This is a genomic window from Gordonia effusa NBRC 100432, from assembly GCF_000241305.1.
Taxonomy (GTDB): Bacteria; Actinomycetota; Actinomycetes; order Mycobacteriales; family Mycobacteriaceae; genus Gordonia; species Gordonia effusa.
On the sequence record NZ_BAEH01000018.1, the window covers coordinates 43383 to 57782 of the forward strand.

The window sequence follows — 14400 nt, forward strand, 5'->3', positions numbered from 1 at the left end:
TCGCCGGCGACGGTACCCGTCCTACTCCTGCTGGTTTCGACTGCGCCGCAACAGATCCTGGACGCTGATCTGCTCGTTGTCATCACGCGCGGCACGCTTGCCGCTGCCGTCGTCCTCCTGTGGTTCACGTACTTCGTCGGAGGCTCCGCGGTTCATCGGCGATCCCGATGGCGTTTGGCCCGCTGGGCGATTGTCCTCCGGGTTGACCGATGCGGCCAGCGGTCGTCGACCGGTCTCTTCCAGAGTCGGTCGACGTCGCAGTGGCGAATTACCCGACGTCGGAGCTGTGCCGGAGGTCGCGTCGGACCAGCCCTGCCCCGGCGCGGGCGGGCGTGGAGTCCCGCTCTGCGGCGGGTTGGCCGGTCGATTGGGTTGCGGCGCAGCTTGATTCGACGGTGCCGGTGTTGGTCGTTGCGGCCCCGACGGCGGTTGAGACTGTGGCGCAGCAGGTTTCGAGCTTTCCAGCGCGATGCCGCCTTGGCCCAGACGCCACCGTCCGGTGTCGGGCCGCGACTCGCGACGCTTGTCACGGCGCGAGATCACCGGCGCTGGCGCGGGCGGTCGCTGACCGGGAGTGGGCGCGGGACCGGCTGGCCCCGGCGGACGTGGCGACTGCGTCGCCGGGGTCTCTTGCGGGCCACTGTGCGGTGCGACCGGCTGCGGTCCGCTGCCTGTCTGCGGCGCCGGCCGACGTCGCTGGGCAGCCGCCGACGTGGGTCGGTCGGTGACCGGAGTCGTCGAACGAGCTTGCCCGCCAGCACCGCGAGCCGAGAAGGAACGGGTGGGAGCTTCGGCGATCATGGTGCCCGCCGACATCGGACGGTGCGCACGCGCGCCGTCGCGCAGATCGTCTGGCTCGTCGTCGAGTACCGCCTCACCGAGGCCGATCTTCTGCTGTAACTTCTGCATCCAGCGCGGCGCCCACCAGCAATCGTCGCCGAGCAACTTCATCACCGACGGCACCAGAAGCATGCGGATGATCGTCGCATCGAGGATCAGCGCGGCGATCATGCCGTAGGCGATGTACTTCATCATGACGATGTCGGACAGGCCGAACGCGCCGGTCACGACCACCAGGATCGCCGCGGCCGCGGTAATCAGGCGACCGGTGTGGGCGGTGCCGGTCCGGATCGCCTCGGTGGTACTCGCGCCCTTCTGTCTGGCCTCGACCATGCGGGCGAGCAGGAAGATCTCGTAGTCGGTGGATAGGCCGAACACGATCGCGATAATCAGCACGAGCATCGCCGCGAATAGCGGCCCCGGTGTGAAGTTGGCGATCGAGGCACCGTGGCCTTCGACGAAGATCCAGGTCAAGATGCCCAGGGTCGCGCCGAGGCCGAGGGCCGACATCAGCCCGGCCTTAATCGGCAGGATGACCGAGCCGAAGGCCAGGAACATCAGCAGACCGGTGACCAGCACCAGCAGCACGATCATTACCGGTAGTCGGCTCAACAGGGCGTCGATCGAATCCTGCGTCAGCGCCGGTGTTCCGGTCACGAACATGGTGGTGCCGTGGGTGTCGATCTCCCGGAGTTTCTTGATGACCTCGCCGGCGGTGTCTCGGTTGCTCAGGCCAGCGGACATTTGCAGCACGCCGAAGTTGCCGTATTCGCCAGATTCTGCGCCACCGTCGGTCGACGTGCTGAACTTCTTGGTGAAACCGGGGATTTTATTGGCGTCGTCGGCGATTTGTTGCAATGCCGCACTCTGCTCGTCGCTATTCGGATCGAACGCGACGACAAGCTTGATGCCTTCGGTCCGCTCCGACGGGAACAATTTGTCGAAGTGTTCCTGCGCCTGGCGGTTCGGGTTATCCGGCGGCAGGTAGGCCTCGGAGATGCCGCCGAATGCGATATTGCTGAACGGAATGATCAGGGCGAGCAGCAGCAGGATGGTCGGGGCAGCGGTCTTCACTGGATGACGCATCACCCAGCCGGAGAGTTTGCCCCAGAAGCCTTCCTCGATCTCCTTCTTGGTGCGCGTGCGCCGCAGGAACGGAAGGCTCAACATGTCGATGCGCGGGCCGAGGATCGAGAGAATCGCCGGCAACACCGTGATCGACAGAATGGCTGCCAGGCTCACCGAGGCGATCGCGCCATAGGCGACCGACTTCAAGAAGCCCTGGGGGAACATCAATAGGCAGGCCAGGGCCGCGACGATAATCGTCGCGGAGAAGGCGACCGTCTGCCCCGACGTCATCACGGTTCTTCGGACCGCTGCTTTCGTCGAATACCCTTCCGCGAGTTCCTCCCGGAACCGGCTCACGACGAATAGGCCGTAGTCGATGGCGATACCCAGACCGATCAGGGTCACCACGGATTGGGCGAAAATGTTCAGCTCGGTCGTCTGCGCCAGGAATTTCATGATCCCCAGCGAGCCGGCGATGGTCAGGCCACCGATCAGCACCGGGAGACAGGCAGCGATCACCCCGCCGAATACGAAGAACAACATCAGCGCGACGATCGGCAAGGCGATGACTTCGGCGCGGTGGATATCTTCGTCCATGCCGTTGGCCATCGCGCCGGCGACCGGTTGCAGTCCGGCGAGTTCGAAGGTGGTACCCGGCATGTCGAATCGGCCGGCGATGTCGTCGAAGGCGGGCTCGACCGCCTTGAAGTTGGCTAGGACGGCGGTGTCATCGTCGCCTTTGATGCCAATACTGACGAACGCGTGCTGACGATCGGGGGTAAAGAGGCGAGCACGTTTCTGGTCGAGGGCCGCCTTGGTCGCGGGGGACTGATCGCCCAGATCGAACGGATCGACGATGCCGGGGTCGTTGCGGTCGACCGAACCGGGATGCGTCGTTACGAGGTCGTCGAGAAAGTTCTCGACCTTCGCGCCGAACTCCTGGTCGTCGACCAGTGTGCCCTTCGGCGGGGTGATCAGCAGGATGACGTCGGACTTGTGGTCGCGGCCGAGCGACTGATCGGCGAGTTTCGCGCCCTTGACCGACTCCGAGGTCGGGTCGAACCACCCACTTTGGCTCAGGTGTTTGTTGAGGTCCAGGCCGTAAAGACCCAGGCCCGCCATGAGGGCGATAAGTACCGCGATAACAGCGAATCGCATCCGGTACACGAATGTGCCGATGGCTCTGAACACTGGAGAGATTTCCTTTCATAAACCTCTGGCCGCGCCGCGTATCCGGGTGAATCTCGTAACCGATTCTCCGGCGGGCTCCCGCGAGTAGAGGGCAGACGGCTCAGTCTTACAGGCGGTCCTGAGCGTCAGCTTAGTGAACGCCCAGGTAGTGATCACCGCAACAACGCCGCCAACGGTCGGAACGGGGCGAGCCACGCGCCGTCGTCGGGTAGGGAGTCGAGCCCGATTCGTGGCAGCGGCTCGCGGAAGACCGCTGGGATCTCCTCCAGGTCAACAAATTCCAGCTCCTCGCAGGTCAGCGCCCAGCTGGCGTGTTCGTGGAATCCGATGACGGTGACGGGAATGCCGTCTGCCGCGATCTCAAGCAGCGGCTCACGAAACGCCTGGCCATCAGCCGATGCGACGATCAGGCCAGCCAACCCAACGGAATGCCGACGTAATTCGATGTGATCGAGCATGTCGTCGTCGACGTCGGTGTCGTCGGCGAGCTTCGGCTTGGCGAATACCGCGTACCCGACGTTGCGCAACGCATCAACCCACGGTCGCACGACGTCGGCGCTGCCGGGGACGATATTGGTGAACACGGTGGCTTCAGGTTCGACGACAACGTCGTCGGCTAGCTGTCCTGACACCGCTTCGGTGCGGTCGAGTAACCACCGCCCGAGCGCGTCGAACCGCGGTCGATGTGCGGCGGTCGGACGGCCACCCAGGATGGCACCCAGGCCCATATCCATATTGGGCGCGTCCCAGACGAGTAGCACGCGGCGTGCGGTGCTATGTCCGGAAATAATCTCTCCGACGGTCATTGCGAACTCCGTTCAGCGGTGACCGCAGCGGCTTCTGCCCTGGTAAAGACGTATTCGGTAACGTCGCGGCCCTCGCGCTGTGCCCGCCCCTCGAACTTCGTCGTGGGACGTTCCAGCGAAATTGGTGCGATGGATTTGTCGTCGAGTGGAACCAGATGCGTCTTCGCTGCGTCTTGATTGTCGAGGACTTCGGTAATCCATTCGGCGTAATCGGCGTGATCGGTGGCGATATGCAATACACCTCCCGGCTTGAGACGGTCGGCCATCAATTCAATGGTGCCTTGCTGAAGCAGACGCCGCTTATGATGCCGGGCCTTTGGCCAGGGGTCGGGAAAGAACACGCGGATGCCGGTGAGGCTGGCCGGCTCGATCAACTCGGTCAGCACGATCATCGCGTCGCCCCGGATCATCCGGACATTTGCGAGGTTCCCGCGATCGACCAGGCCAAGCAACTGAGCCAAACCGGGTTTGTAGACCTCGACGGCGACCACGTTGTGCTCGGGTTCGGCCTCGGCCATCGCGGCGGTCGAAATCCCGGTGCCGCTGCCGATCTCCAGGATCGTCGGTGCGTCCCGGCCGAACCAGGCCGTCGCGTCCAGGGGTGGTTCGTCGCCGCCGTCGACCCGCAGGTCACGGCCAATATCCGGCCACAGCGTCGCCCAGTTGCGCTGCTGTCCGGCGGTCAGCGTGCCGCGCCGGAATCGAAAGCTGGTGACCCGGGGATACAGGCGCGCCTGGTCCGCGGGTTCGGCCTGCGACGACGAAGGTTCGGGATTACTCACCAAGACATGATCGCATTATCGGGGGTGAACGCAGGTGATCGACGCAGTTGAGGACCTCGCGCGGCGGTGGCCGGCGGCCGCTCCGATCTATCGAAAATTGATCCGGCCGCTCGACGTCGCGGTGATCGGTCCGCCCTGGTCGGGCCGCGGCACACTGGTTCGCGCCTTGCATAATTCGCTGTCGGTTTCGGCGGTGGTGGTTGATTCGCCAGATAGCGCGGTGTCTGCCGATATCGCGCTATATCTCCTGGTGGGGCGCGTGCGCGCGGGAGACGTCGAGACGATCTCCAGCCTTCCCCGGGACCGCCGAATCGTATTGTTGAACAAAGCCGACACCTGCGGGTCGCCCGACGCCGCTAACGATGCCGCCCATCGGTGCGGATCGCTCCTGGCGACCGATGTGCTGCCGGTGACCGGACTGTGGGGGGCGGTGACCGTCACGTCCGACGACGCCACGTTGTTACGTGAGTTGGCGGCGGATCGGGTCCCGCTGCCTCGGTTTGCCGCCCAGTTCGCTGCCGACGACCCACGACACGCTGCTCTGCTGGGCAGGATTGGCTGGCGGGGGGTCACCGACTGCGTCCAAGAGATCCGCTCGGGCCGGATCGCGGGAAGCCCGGGTGACATCGATCCGCTACTGCGTCGGCGCAGCGGCATAGGATGCCTGACTACGACCTTCGGACAGTTGGCCGAGCCGATACGGCTCTTTCGCGAAACGCGCGCGGCGTCGGAGTTGTCGGCACTCGCGTCAACGGCGTCGGGGCAACTGCGCGATGCCATCGAACATGTAGTGGTCGATCACGCGTTGATAGGGGGACTTCGATGACTGAGGTCGCTGATCACCCGGTCGATGACATTTTGCGCAGGGCCGCAGAGGTACTGGGCGATCAACCCGCACCGACCGCCGCGACGGGATCGCGGATTGTCATCGACGACGGAGGCGACGGGAGCGCCGCCGCGAAAGTGGCCGCCGCGTGCGGCCGGCTCGACGCTGCGTTTGACATCGTCGTGGGCAGTGCCGACGACGTCGACGGGGTGAGGGTGGTCGTCTTTGTCGTCGACACCGGCTGCGACAACAGTTCCGCGATGGGACCGTTGATAGCTCGACAGTTGCGGACAGTTGGTCGAGTTGCCTTGGTATGCAATGAGATTGACGTGTTCTGGAACTGGCCCGCGCGGCTGGCGGACTTCCGCGAACAGGTCGACCCGTGGCGACTATGCCCGCTATTCGCGGTGGCGAGCGAAGTCAGCGACGACCCGGCCTCGGGGATCGGCGCGCTAGTCGAGTGGTTACGCGCTGAATTGGGTGACGCAATCGATGCTCGATCCCAACTGACCGCGATGGCCGCCGCGCTCTGGGCGATCACCCCCGACGACGGTCAGCTAACCGCACTCCGTCACCGTCGGGCCGAGTTGGTCGCTGAGCGTGATCGAGGCCGGTCCGATCGATTGGCCGGACTGCGCATCGGGCTGACCGCGGCTCGCGGATCATCGGTTGGCCAGGTGCACTCACGGCTGCGCATGGTGTCGGTGGAGGGACTGGCGCGGGTCGAGACGATATCCACCCAGCAGGCGGCGCGCGCGGTCGGCGATTGGCTAACCGATGCGATAGCGGAGTGCGAGCGATCGGAAATCGCCGAACTGTGGGCTCGTGCCGCGCGGATCGAGGCGGTCGCGCTACTCGGGATCGACGCCGGACCGCGGCGTGATCTGCCGTTATCCCGGTCGCCCGCGTCCCAGCGGGCGCTGCCGAACGGGCGACGTAGACGTAGCGCCGACGACGCGTTGGTCATGGTGTTCGGTGCCTCTACCGGCCTCGGTATCGGGCGGTTGGTCGCGACCCAACTCGTCGACGCGGGGCTGGCGGGCTGGTCGAGTATGGCCGCGACCGTCCTAGTTGGGCTGGCGATGGCGTTGTGGGTAGTGCGCGCCCGACGACAGGCGGCTTTGCGTACCGCGATGCGTCAGTGGGTGACCGACACCTGTGCCGATGCTCGCACGCGTATCGAGCAAACGATATTCGCCGTGGTCAACGACGTCGAGCCGCTGGTTGTCGCGGCAATCGCACGGCATTACGAACGTGACGGGCGACGGGCGGCGCAGGCCGTGGCCGATATCGATACGCGATTGCGGAAGTTGCGCGGCCGCTCACAGGCGGCGTCGGAAGCTGCCGCGCTTGGCCGGGAGATCGCGCGCCGGCTGAACTCCGAGTCGAGCCGGAATAATCTGAGCCGAAAAAGTTCGTCGATTGGTGGAACCGAATCGCTAGCCGCTGCGTCCAAATAACTGTGACCGCCGATGATTGACTTCGACAGTTTAGATCTGACCGATGACACCCCAGGTGGGCCAACCGATTCCGGTGGTCCGCTGTCCGAACACCTCCTGCTGCACGACGCCGGGCGGGTGTGGGATCTGGGACCCGCGGCGGTCGATACCGACGACGATGGCATTGCCGACACCTTGACCAGGGCGGGCAGTGACGGTTTGGTGATATTTACCGACTGTGACCACGACGGCGAGGTCGACAAGGTCACGTCGATCGCGGCTGACGGCACCTATGAGTCTGTGACGCGCGACACCGCAGGTGGGCCCTGGCGCGCGACCGACAGCGGCCGCCTCGGGTAGGTATCTCGCCGAGTGCCGGGAACGTGCCGATGCTCGCCGACGGTGTGTCCCTCGCGCCCTACGCACCCGACTACCTAGCGTGCGCTCGGTCCACGTATCCTTCAGGTACACCAGCGGCCGATGTGAGTTACCGGCAAGAAATTCGAGGAGTTATCACATGACCTCAGCGACCATCCCCGGTCTTGATCCGAGTAGTGCCCCGACGTCCCACCCAGGATTGTTGGCCTGGGTCGCAGAGGTAGCAGAACTCACCCAGCCCGACCGAGTCGTCTGGTCGGACGGCAGCGACGAGGAATGGGACCGTCTGACCGCACAGCTCGTCGAGGCCGGAACCATCGTCAAACTCAACGAGGACAAGAAGCCCAACTCCTTCTTGGCCAAGTCGGACCCCGCTGACGTCGCTCGCGTCGAGTCACGAACCTATATCTGTTCTAAGACCGAAGAAGAGGCCGGCCCCACCAACAACTGGGTCGATCCGGCCGAGATGAAGGCCACCCTGACGCCCTTGTTCGAGGGCAGCATGCGCGGTCGCACGATGTTCGTCATCCCGTTCTGCATGGGTCCGCTGGGCAGCGACGATCCCAAACTCGGGGTAGAAATCACCGACTCGGAGTACGTCGTGCTCTCGATGCGCGTCATGACTCGCGTCGGGCCCGCCGTACTCGACGCTTTGGGCGACGACGGTTTCTTCGTCAAGGCGCTGCATTCGGTCGGTGCTCCGTTGGAGCCCGGTCAGGCCGACGTCCCATGGCCGTGCAACTCCGAGAAGTACATCACCCACTTCCCCGAAGACCGCGAGATCTGGTCTTACGGTTCGGGTTACGGCGGAAACGCGCTGCTCGGCAAGAAGTGCTACTCGCTGCGTATCGCATCGGCGATGGCCCACGACGAGGGCTGGCTCGCTGAGCACATGTTGATCCTCAAGCTGATCAGCCCCGAGGACAAGGCGTACTACGTCGCCGCCGCGTTCCCGAGTGCCTGCGGTAAGACGAATCTCGCGATGATTCAGCCGACCATCCCCGGCTGGCGTGCGGAGACCATCGGCGATGACATCGCGTGGATGCGATTCGGCGAGGACGGCCGGCTCTATGCGGTGAATCCCGAGTTCGGGTTCTTCGGTGTCGCACCAGGTACCAATCACAGCTCCAACCCGAACGCGATGAAGACCATCGAGGCCGGCAACACTATCTACACCAACGTCGCCCTGACCGACGACGGCGATGTCTGGTGGGAAGGCCTAGAGGGCGAACCCGACCACCTGATCGACTGGAAGGGTAACGACTGGTTCCTGCGGGAGACCGAAACCCTTGCCGCACATCCGAATTCGCGCTACTGCACGCCGTTGTCGCAGTGCCCATCGGTCGCTCCCGAGTGGGATGATCCGGCCGGTGTGCCGATCTCGGCGATCCTGTTCGGCGGTCGCCGCAAGACCACGGTGCCCCTGGTCACCGAGGCTCGCGACTGGCAGCACGGCGTTTTCATGGGCGCCACCGTCGGATCCGAGCAGACCGCGGCAGCCGAGGGCAAGGTCGGTACCGTGCGCCGCGACCCGATGGCGATGCTGCCGTTCCTCGGCTATCACGTCGGCGACTACTTCGATCACTGGATCAACCTCGGCAAGAATGCCGACGAGTCCAAGCTTCCAAAGGTGTTCTACGTCAACTGGTTCCGCCGCGGTGCGGACAAGCGCTTCCTGTGGCCAGGATTCGGCGAGAACAGTCGCGTTCTGAAGTGGATTATCGAGCGTATCGAGGGTGATGCCGAAGGTGTCGAGACACCGGTCGGTATCGTGCCCACGCCCGAAGCCCTCGACCTCGACGGCTTGGATACCCCGATCGCCGACGTCGCCGAAGCGCTGGCCGTGAACAAGGACGAATGGCGCGAGGAACTGCCGTCGATCGAGGAGTGGTTCTCCTTCGTCGGCGATAAGTTGCCGTCGAGCCTGCGGGATGAATTGGACGGACTCACCCAGCGCCTGGGCTGATACTCGAACCCGAATCCCCCGGAACTCGTAAAACCTGCCGTCGCGGCGGCAGCTTCGCAGAGTTCCGGGGGATTTTCGTTTCCCGCCAGGGTGATTCGGGGGAAAACCCGGATGGCGAATTTCGCCTAGGTTTGGTTTTCTGGAAGGCATGAATCCACGACACTCTGCGAGTGCCCAGTCCGTTGCCGCATCATCCGACGATCTACGAAAGGTTTACGGATCCGGGGACACCGCCGTTGTGGCGCTCGCGGGGGTCAGCGTCGAATTCGGTGCGGGGGAGTTCACCGCCATCATGGGACCCTCGGGGTCGGGTAAATCGACGTTGATGCACTGCTTGGCCGGCCTCGACGTCGCGTCGTCGGGCCGGGTCCGGATCGGCGACGTCGACCTGGTCGGTCTCTCCGACAAGGAGATGACCAAGCTGCGCCGCGACCGGATCGGCTTTGTCTTTCAGGCGTTCAACCTCGTACCGACTCTCACCGCGGCGGAAAACATCACCCTGCCGCTCGACATCGCCGGCCGCGAGGTAGACAAGCAGTGGTTCGACGCCGTCATCGGCCGACTCGGACTGACCGATCGGCTCACCCACCGGCCCAACGAGCTCTCCGGTGGCCAGCAGCAGCGTGTCGCCTGTGCCCGTGCCCTGGTCGGCAAACCCGACATTATCTTCGGCGACGAGCCGACCGGTAACCTCGACTCGCGATCCTCGGGTGAGGTGCTCTCGATCCTGCGCGCGGCGACCGACGAATTCAAACAAACCGTGGTCATCGTGACCCACGACCCGCGTGCGGCGTCATACGCCGATCGGGTGGTATTCCTCGCCGATGGCCAGATTGTCCGCGAGCTATTCAAGCCCTCGGCCGACGACGTTTTCGAAGTGATGAAACATCTCGACGACGCACCGGCCGCGTCGGTGCCAACTGCTGCGCCGAGTATGCAAAAGTCCGCCGCGCCGGCCGTCGTGCCAAGTACGCAGCCGTCCGTCGCGCCGTCGAACGAGGTCGGACAGAAGAATGTCTAAATCGGTAATGCGCCGGGTTTCGCTGCGAAACCTGGCCGCGCACAAGGTTCGACTGTTCCTCACGGTGTTCTCGGTGGTGCTCGGTACCTCATTCGTCGCCGGCTCGATAGTGTTCACGTCCTCGATCTCGGGGGCCTTCAGCAGCATCTTCGACCGTACTGCTCTTGGTGTGGCAGTACAGGTTTCGCCGAAGAATATGCAATCGTCCGGGGTGCCCAACGCCGTCGTCGACAAGCTGACGAAGGAAAAGCAGCAACTCGGCATCGATCGGATCGTCACGTCGTATACCGGGTTGGTGACCATCGCCGACGCGTCGGGGAAGGCTTTGCAGACCGGCGGTGCGCCGAGTGTCGGGTCGGCGTATGTGCCGGCGTCGGAGGCGATCAGCCCGGATGACTCCAAGATCATGCCCGGCGGGCGTGGTCCGGAGAATGCCACCGAGGTGGCGATCAACTCGTCGGCCGCCGAGAAGGGCAATCTCAAGGTCGGAAGTAAGACGAAAGTCGTTATCGGACAGGGTGATTCATCTCCGATGGAGGTGACCGTGGTCGGATTGCTCGATCTGCCGACCGATGGGACCGGCGGGTATGTGAACATCCAGTTCGACAAGGAGACGGCCGGCGGCCTGTTCTCCGACGGCGAGCATGTGAGTGCGGCGAGTATGTCCGCGGTGGCCGGGGTATCGTCCGATGAGCTGGCCAAACGAGTAACCGCCGCGGTCGGCAACGACCAGCTCAAGATACAGACCGGTGATCAGGTTCGGCAGGAACAGAAGGATCAGGTCAACCAGTTCCTCGATATCTTCAACTACATTCTGCTGGCGTTCGCCGCCATTGGGCTAATCGTCGGCACCTTCATCATTTACAACACCTTCTCGATGATTGTGGCGCAACGCAATCGGGAGTTGGCGTTGCTACGGGCCGTTGGCGCTTCGCGGAAACAGGTATCGCGATCGGTACTGCTGGAAGCATTCGTCGTTGGCGTGATCGGCGGTGTCGTCGGGCTTGGCATCGGTATTGGACTAGCCGCGCTATTACAACTGGTCGCCGGATCGACATCCGGTCTGCCATCGGGCGGTCTGAAAGTGACGCCGGCCGCGATTCTGGCGGCGCTGTTCGTGGGCATTGTGGTGACGATGGTAAGCGCCTGGGTACCGGCCGCGCGTGCGTCGTGCGTGCCTCCCGTTGAGGCGATGCGGGCGACGCAGACCGAGGGTTCGGCATCGCTGCGGGTCCGCACGATTATTGGTGCCGTCTTGGCGGTTGCGGGTATCGCGGCCATTACCGCCGGAGCAACCGGACAGGGGGTCGGGCCGGTGCTGCTGGTTGGTGGCGGTGCGGCGGTATTGATCGTGGCGGTGGTCCTTGGCGCGCCGGCGTTGGCGCGGCCGGTGGTCGGCGGGCTGGGCCGGGTGCTCGCGGCGCCGTTCGGCAAGGTCGGCAAGCTGGCGCGGATCAATGCCATTCGCAATCCAAGGCGTACTGCCGCAACGGCTTTCGCTTTGACGTTAGGACTGATGCTGGTCGCGATCATCGGCACGCTCGGCTCCACGTTCAAGGGCACAGTCGATGACGCGGTGGATAGCACGGTAACCGCGGACTACATCGTCACCGGAGCGAATAACGCGACGCTGTCGCCGTCGGTGCTGACTGCCGTACGCAAGGTGGACGGCGTGAACAAGGCGACGGCGTCGGGTGTGGTGGTGGCCAAGGTCGGGGATGAGACAGTCAACGGCGCCGGCACCATCGGCGATCAGATGGCCGATGTGGTGAAGCTGAACATGCGTGACGGCGCCTCGTCCACGGTTCCATCGAACGAGATGATTGTCAGTCAGTCGACCGCGCAGAAGAAGGGATGGAACCCCGGTACCACCGTCACGTTCACCACCTTCGATGGCAAGCAGGTCCCGGTGAAAGTCGCCGCTGTTTACGACGATAACGAGACCGTCGGGGGCTGGGTACTGGGTCAAGGCGCGTATGAGAAGGTCATGCCCGAGGCTGGCCGGACGATCGTCGGCGTGTTCCTGACCGCGAAACCCGGCACCAATCTCGATACCTTGCGCACCAATCTCGAGCGGGCGACGTCGGGGTACCTGACCGCACAGATCCAGACGAAAGAAGAGTTCAAGAGCTCGATCTCGTCGACGATCGACCAGATGCTCACCATCTTGTATTTGATGCTGGGATTGGCTTTGGTGATCGCGGTGCTCGGCATCATCAATACGCTGGCGCTGTCGGTCGTCGAGCGCAAACGTGAGATCGGCATGCTGCGGGCGATCGGCATGGTGCGCGGGCAAGTGCGCCGGACGATCTATGTCGAGTCGGTACTTATCGCGATCTATGGAGCGGTTCTCGGCGTGCTGTTGGGCTGCGGTATCGGTTGGACGCTGGCAAAGACGTTGCGCGAGTGGGGCGCTGGTGATCCGGTACTGCCGTGGAGTCTGATCGTGACGACTCTGATTGGTGCGGCGGTTGTCGGAGTGATTGCCGCGCTGTGGCCGGCGGTGCGGGCGGCACAGACCAAGCCGCTGGAGGCGATCGCGGACGTCTAACCCACGCGAACAACTAGAAGGTCCCCGTGGCTGGAGCAGATCGCCGATGAGCATCTGTCCGGGCCACGGGGACCGGTCGGTTGTTAGCGGTCAGAAGCCGCGGTGCGACTGCAACGATATGAAGAAGCCGTGGCCTGTTCTGTTGTTCCGGCAGGTGATTCCCGAGGTGCGCATCGTGCAGGTCACGCCACCGGCCGTCAACGAGCGGCCGTAGGGCAGAACCGGTTTTACGACGCGTCCGGTTCCGGAACCGTTTGCCGTCGTGCCGCCGACGAACAGTCCTTGGCTTTGGCATTCGAAGCGCCCTGAGGCCGGACGCGCCCCATCGCGTTTGAGCACCATCGCCATACCGCCTGGACCCCACTTGCGCAGGCATTGGGTCTCGGCCGGCGATTGCGTACTCGTCCGGCCCTGACATCCGGCTTGGTAACCCGACAGCCACCGGTTGCCAGCGGGAAAGATCCCGCAGGAGTATCTGCCCGACGGTGAGTGGAAGAAATACGCGCCGTTGGAGTCCGGTCCGAAACCCGCCGCGTTGGCTTGCCCCGGCGGGGATAGCGCACCGCCGGCCAGAATTGCGAAGGCCATAACTATGACTGCGATCACTTTATGTTTCATACTGGTGAAGTCGCCGCGGTCCGGCGAGTAGTTACCGGATTAGCGCAGGTAGGGACAAATGTCGGTCAGTTGAACGATGATCGTCTGACTGAACGGGCACCGCTGGCATATCGGGGTCACACCGTCCTCTAAGTCCAAGATGAGAGGATGACGTAATGACGCGACCACCGCAGGGGCCTGACGACCACGAACCGACTCGTCGCCTGGACCCGCTCGACGGAGCGGGTGCGCACGACCAATCGCCGACACACGCGTACTCCGACCCCGCGCAGCCATACGAGCAGCCAGCGGCGACGCAGTATCAGCAGCCGCCGACACAGGGCCACTATTACGACCAACCGTATACCCAGGGTCAGCCGTATACGCAGGGTCAGTCGTATGCCGAGGGGCAGCCACCGGCCCAGCCGCCACAGAAGAAGAACACCGGCCGGACGATCGGCCTATCGCTGGCCATCGTGCTGGCGCTTATCGTCATCGGATTCGTCGGGTATCGCATTGTCGAAGGCACCGGCGACTCAGCAGATACCGCCGCTATCCCGTCATCGTCGACCGCGACGAGTCAGACACCGTCGGAAACGACAGAATCCACAACGGAGTCGACCACCGAGTCGACGTCGGAGGCGCCCACCTCTACCGATCCGATCCCAGCCGGGCAGGTCACCTATCAGATCACCGGGGACGGCGATCTTATTGGATTGAGTTACCGTTCCGGGGATCGCAACCAGCTTGTCGCAGGTGTCGGCGTGCCGTGGCAGCAGACCACGAACGTCGCCAAGGGGCGCGCCGAATTGAACGCCGTCGTGATTCGCGGCAAGCTCACCTGCACGATTTCCCGCGGCGATGAAGTTTTGTCGGAATCAACGAGCGCCATCGGTACGCTGCATTGCCTGGCCGACCTGCCATCCTCCGGATAG

At 63.9% G+C, this 14400-nt stretch carries 11 protein-coding genes; 7 read left to right on the top strand and 4 right to left on the bottom strand.

The genetic code is table 11. The features are described from left to right. Window positions 1-21: 21 nt before the first annotated feature. The 3 genes from GOEFS_RS02720 to trmB form a co-directional block, all read right to left on the bottom strand. A complete protein-coding gene (locus GOEFS_RS02720; protein ID WP_007316342.1) occupies window positions 22-3099 on the bottom strand; it encodes an MMPL family transporter in 3078 nt (1025 codons plus the stop codon). Window positions 3100-3251: 152 nt separating this feature from the next. After that, window positions 3252-3905 carry an NYN domain-containing protein gene (locus GOEFS_RS02725; RefSeq protein ID WP_007316343.1) on the bottom strand — a complete coding sequence of 218 codons (654 nt, stop codon included), beginning with the start codon at window positions 3903-3905 and terminating at the stop codon, window positions 3252-3254. Continuing rightward, complete coding sequence (gene trmB, locus GOEFS_RS02730; protein WP_007316344.1) at window positions 3902-4690, bottom strand: tRNA (guanosine(46)-N7)-methyltransferase TrmB; 789 nt, start codon at window positions 4688-4690, stop codon at window positions 3902-3904. Before trmB ends, GOEFS_RS02725 begins: the two co-directional genes overlap by 4 nt. 31 nt (window positions 4691-4721) lie before the next feature. Between trmB and GOEFS_RS22290 the strand changes: the two genes are divergently transcribed. The 6 genes from GOEFS_RS22290 to GOEFS_RS02760 all read left to right on the top strand — a co-directional run bounded on the left by GOEFS_RS22290 (window position 4722) and on the right by GOEFS_RS02760 (window position 12868). Next, complete coding sequence (locus tag GOEFS_RS22290; protein WP_007316345.1) at window positions 4722-5513, top strand: hypothetical protein; 792 nt, start codon at window positions 4722-4724, stop codon at window positions 5511-5513. Further along, window positions 5510-6973 (top strand): hypothetical protein, encoded by a 1464-nt coding sequence (locus GOEFS_RS02740; RefSeq protein ID WP_007316346.1) that lies wholly within the window; start codon window positions 5510-5512, stop codon window positions 6971-6973. Before GOEFS_RS22290 ends, GOEFS_RS02740 begins: the two co-directional genes overlap by 4 nt. Before the next feature lie 12 nt (window positions 6974-6985). After that, entirely contained in the window at window positions 6986-7312 is a 327-nt protein-coding gene (locus tag GOEFS_RS02745) for a DUF6802 family protein (RefSeq protein ID WP_007316347.1), read from the top strand. 157 nt (window positions 7313-7469) lie between these two features. Beyond that, window positions 7470-9296 carry a phosphoenolpyruvate carboxykinase (GTP) gene (locus GOEFS_RS02750; RefSeq protein WP_007316348.1) on the top strand — a complete coding sequence of 609 codons (1827 nt, stop codon included), beginning with the start codon at window positions 7470-7472 and terminating at the stop codon, window positions 9294-9296. A 148-nt stretch (window positions 9297-9444) separates the two neighbouring features. Next, window positions 9445-10317 (top strand): ABC transporter ATP-binding protein, encoded by an 873-nt coding sequence (locus tag GOEFS_RS02755; RefSeq protein WP_007316349.1) that lies wholly within the window; start codon window positions 9445-9447, stop codon window positions 10315-10317. Beyond that, on the top strand, window positions 10310-12868 hold the full coding sequence (locus GOEFS_RS02760; RefSeq protein WP_007316350.1) for an ABC transporter permease: 2559 nt from the start codon (window positions 10310-10312) through the stop codon (window positions 12866-12868). Before GOEFS_RS02755 ends, GOEFS_RS02760 begins: the two co-directional genes overlap by 8 nt. A 90-nt stretch (window positions 12869-12958) precedes the next feature. Here GOEFS_RS02760 and GOEFS_RS02765 read toward each other — a convergent pair whose 3' ends face one another. Further along, window positions 12959-13486, bottom strand: coding sequence for a DUF6636 domain-containing protein (locus GOEFS_RS02765; RefSeq protein WP_040524352.1), 528 nt, complete (start codon window positions 13484-13486; stop codon window positions 12959-12961). Window positions 13487-13641: 155 nt separating this feature from the next. Here GOEFS_RS02765 and GOEFS_RS22725 point away from each other — a divergent pair, with 155 nt between their 5' ends. After that, window positions 13642-14400: a hypothetical protein gene (locus tag GOEFS_RS22725; protein ID WP_007316353.1), complete on the top strand. Its 759-nt coding sequence runs from the start codon at window positions 13642-13644 to the stop codon at window positions 14398-14400.

Coding starts and splice junctions, on each gene's coding strand:
- GOEFS_RS02755 (WP_007316349.1), top strand. CDS start 9,445: ATGAATCCACGACACTCTGCGAGTGCCCAGTCCGTTGCCGCATCATCC.
- GOEFS_RS02765 (WP_040524352.1), bottom strand. CDS start 13,486: ATGAAACATAAAGTGATCGCAGTCATAGTTATGGCCTTCGCAATTCTG.
- GOEFS_RS02745 (WP_007316347.1), top strand. CDS start 6,986: ATGATTGACTTCGACAGTTTAGATCTGACCGATGACACCCCAGGTGGG.
- GOEFS_RS02760 (WP_007316350.1), top strand. CDS start 10,310: ATGTCTAAATCGGTAATGCGCCGGGTTTCGCTGCGAAACCTGGCCGCG.
- GOEFS_RS02725 (WP_007316343.1), bottom strand. CDS start 3,905: ATGACCGTCGGAGAGATTATTTCCGGACATAGCACCGCACGCCGCGTG.
- GOEFS_RS02750 (WP_007316348.1), top strand. CDS start 7,470: ATGACCTCAGCGACCATCCCCGGTCTTGATCCGAGTAGTGCCCCGACG.
- GOEFS_RS02740 (WP_007316346.1), top strand. CDS start 5,510: ATGACTGAGGTCGCTGATCACCCGGTCGATGACATTTTGCGCAGGGCC.
- GOEFS_RS22725 (WP_007316353.1), top strand. CDS start 13,642: ATGACGCGACCACCGCAGGGGCCTGACGACCACGAACCGACTCGTCGC.